This window comes from Arthrobacter sp. Y3225116 (assembly GCF_059091245.1).
Genome location: NZ_JBNHGL010000280.1, coordinates 1 through 3,323, shown reverse-complemented (window position 1 = coordinate 3,323; position 3,323 = coordinate 1). Strand labels below are relative to the sequence as shown.

General features: G+C 69.5%; 3 protein-coding genes and 1 pseudogene. 2 read left to right on the top strand and 2 right to left on the bottom strand.

What is annotated here, in order from left to right; translation table 11 throughout:
* Positions 1–52 precede the first annotated feature (52 nt).
* The gene (locus AC5RV2_RS16085; RefSeq protein WP_494093164.1) at positions 53–1,069 is read right to left on the bottom strand and encodes an alpha/beta hydrolase; all 1,017 of its coding nucleotides are present in this window, start codon (positions 1,067–1,069) and stop codon (positions 53–55) included.
* A gap of 93 nt (positions 1,070–1,162) precedes the next feature.
* Here AC5RV2_RS16085 and AC5RV2_RS16080 point away from each other — a divergent pair, with 93 nt between their 5' ends.
* On the top strand, positions 1,163–2,230 hold the full coding sequence (locus AC5RV2_RS16080; RefSeq protein ID WP_494093163.1) for a quinone-dependent dihydroorotate dehydrogenase: 1,068 nt from the start codon (positions 1,163–1,165) through the stop codon (positions 2,228–2,230).
* Between the two features lie 166 nt (positions 2,231–2,396).
* On the opposite strand, the gene AC5RV2_RS16075 is transcribed toward AC5RV2_RS16080, so the two are convergent.
* The gene (locus AC5RV2_RS16075; RefSeq protein WP_494067870.1) at positions 2,397–2,981 is read right to left on the bottom strand and encodes a DUF3043 domain-containing protein; all 585 of its coding nucleotides are present in this window, start codon (positions 2,979–2,981) and stop codon (positions 2,397–2,399) included.
* 109 nt (positions 2,982–3,090) lie between these two features.
* On the opposite strand from AC5RV2_RS16075, the pseudogene AC5RV2_RS16070 reads away from it, so the two are divergent.
* A pseudogene (locus AC5RV2_RS16070) lies at positions 3,091–3,323 on the top strand (dipeptidase); the annotation flags it as partial.

The window sequence follows — 3,323 nt, the reverse complement described above, 5'->3', positions numbered from 1 at the left end:
GCGTGGTCGCCGTCGGCACCCGGGGCCCGCGGCCCCGGCTTTGACGGCCGTACTACCGCGGCTGGGTGTCCGTGAGGTCCTCGGTCCGGTCGTCCTGCAACACGTAGGCCTGCGCCCAGCGCTGCAGCCGGGCATAGGCGTCCCGCCGCACCTCGGTCCGGGAGAGGAACACGTCGTGCAGGGCGTCCTGGACCTGCTCGATGGAGACGGTGTAGCCGAGCCGGACCGCCCGCTCGGTCATGGTGCGGATGTCCAGCACCACGTCGGTGCTCCTCATGTCCTCGTGCCAGACCGAGCCGTTCATGCTGCGGGTCGAAGACATCACCAGCACCGGGATCTCGAGCTTGAGGCCCTTCGCGACCTTCGACTGTCCCTCCCAGATGGCGCTGAGCCAACCGGCGCGCACGGGGAAGGACTCCGGCGGCCGCAGCTTGGGGTCCAGGTCCCATTCGCCCTCCGCGGTGCTGCTGATGCTGCGGTAGTAGAAGCCTCGGACCGGCAATCTGATCTCGGTTTCCGGCTTCAGCCGGGACAACGGTTCCAGCACCGCGCCGGCGGCGCGCCGGACCAGGGAACTGCCGTGCATTTCCAGCCAGGGACTGTTCAGGACCAGGGCGCGCAGCTCGCCCGGGTGTTCCGCCGCCCACAGGGCAGCCACCAGCCCTCCGGTGGAGTGTCCCATCAGCGTGATCTTCGTCTCCGACTGGCCGCGTTCCTCACGGATCAGGTCCAGCGCCAGCGAAATCTCGTCCTCGTACTGGCGCAGGTCCGTCACAAAGCCCGCCGGATCTCCCTCCCGCAGGCTGCGTCCGTGGTGGTGCAGGTCCAGCGCGAAGAACGCCACGCCTTGGCGGTGCCAGAACTCTGCCAGTTCCGTGTTGAAGAAATAGTCGCTCCAACCGTGCACATACAGGACGGCGTGCCCGCCGGGGGAGCGCTGCGGGGAGTGCGGCAGGTAGCGGATCAGCGTCGCCCGCTGCTCCCGCCCGCCGGGGGCCGGCACTTGCAGGACCGTGGACTCGAACTCCGGGCCGAGGATGTCTTCCTGCCAGTCGGCTGCCGTCGCCACGGTGGTCCTTCCTCTCTGTTCGGTTGCTGCCCCCATGTTATCGCCGGGTGGACACGGTTTGGTGCGGCGGCCTCCGCACGGAAAACTAGGACCATGCGCCTCTACCCCGCCTTCTTCCGCGCCGCGTTCTCCTGGATGGACGCCGAGCGTGCACACCGGATCGGTTTCCAGCTCATCCGCGCCGCGCACCGGTGCGGGGCCGGGGCAGTGCTGCGCCGCGTCACGCGCCCGGATCCGTCCCTGGCCACCGAGGCGCTGGGCCTGACCTTCCCCTCGCCGTTCGGCCTGGCAGCGGGCTTCGACAAGGAAGGTTTCGGCATCGAGGCGCTGGCCGACCTGGGCTTCGGCGCGGTGGAGGTCGGCACCATCACCGGGAGCGCGCAGCCGGGCAACGCGCAGCCCCGGCTGTTCCGGCTGGTCGAGGACCGCGCCGTGATCAACCGGATGGGCTTCAATAACGACGGCGCGGCGGCCGTGGCACCGCGGATCGCCGCCGCCCGGCGCGGGCTGGCTTCCCGATACGGCACGCTCCGGCCCGTCATCGGCGTGAACATCGGCAAGACCAAGGTGGTGGAACTGGCCGATGCCACCGAGGACTACCTGAAGAGCACCCGGCTGTTGGCCCGGTCCGCCGACTACCTCGTGGTCAACGTTTCGTCGCCGAACACGCCCGGACTGCGGCTGCTGCAGAACGTGGAGACGCTGCGACCGCTGCTGCGGGCAGTGGGGGAGACCGCCGATTCCGCGGCCGGCCGCCATGTCCCGTTGCTGGTGAAGATCGCCCCGGACCTCAGCGACGAGGACATCGACGACGTCGCCCGGCTCGCGCTGGAACTGAACCTGGACGGCATCATCGCGACCAACACGACGGTTTCCCGCGAGGGCCTTGTCTCGGACCAAAGCAAGATCGCTGCCTGCGGCGAGGGCGGCCTCTCCGGCGCCCCGTTAAAGCAGCGCTCCCTCGAGGTGTTGCGCCGGCTGCGCACCGCCGTCGGGGACGACCTGGCGCTGATATCCGTGGGCGGTGTCGAGACGGCCGGCGACGTGCAGCAGCGGCTGGATGCCGGGGCCACCCTGGTGCAGGGCTATACGGCGTTCCTATACGAGGGACCCTTCTGGGCCGGCCGCATCAACCGCGGCCTGGCCAAGCGGCGCCGCTGAACGGCCCTGCACGGCGTCATTCCGAAACCGGGCTGGGCCATCCGGAGCCCGGCCGGACCTCGAGGGCATGCAATAGGGCCGGGAGCCGCAATGCTCCCGACCCTTGGCATGCGAAAGGGCCGGGAGCCGCGATGCTCCCGACCCTTCGACCGGTCCCTCCCCTGGATCAGGCGGGGTATTCGCCGCGCTTGACCTGCGGCTTCGGCAGGCGCATCCGGCGCAGCTGCAGCCCGCGCATGACGCCGTACCAGACCGCCCCGCGCTCGACCTCGCCAAACTTGGCGGCCAGGCGCTTCTTGAGCTGGCGGCCGAGGATGAAGGCGTCGATGGCGACCAGCGCCAGCAGCACCCAGAAGCCGAACAGGATGAACGCCTGGACGTTGAGGTCGCGGATAAAGCTGAGGACCACGAAGATGAGGGCGAAGACGATCAGGAATTCGCCCAGCACCCAGCGGGCGTCCACGAAGTCGCGGACGAAGCGCTTCTGCGGCCCCTTGTCGCGCAGCGGCAGAAAGCGCTCGTCGCCGGTGTTCATGGCCTCGCGCATCTTCAGCCGCTGATCCGCCATGGCGGCCCGGTTGGCCTCCTTGGCGGCCTTGCGGTCGTTCGGGACCAGGGGGCGCTTGCGCGCAGCTTCCTGGTCCTTGCGCCGGGGCGTGGGCGCGCCCTTGCCGTATCGAGGCTGCTGGGCGTCGTTGGCCTGGTCGATGGTTTCCTGGGGCGTGGGAGCCTCTTTTTTACGTCCGAACACCAGTCAAGAATACCGGACAGCGTACGGCCGTTGTCCCCCTTGGGGCCCGGGCCGCCGGGGCAGCCACGGGGCATCGTCGCGACGGTGCCCGGGCGATAGGGTGTCGACTATGACCAATGTGAACGTAGACGAACTTGCGGCCGCCGTCGACGCCGGCATGGGGCTCACCATCTCCTCGTTGGAACAGCTGGTTTCCATCCCGGGGATCGCCTGGCCGGCCTTCGACCCGGAGGACCTCGCGCGCAGCGCGGATGCCGTAGCAGGCATGGTCCGGGAGCTGGGCCTGGAGGACGTGCAGATCCTCAGCGTGGCGAACGGCGAGGCCGCCGGCGGCCCCGCCGT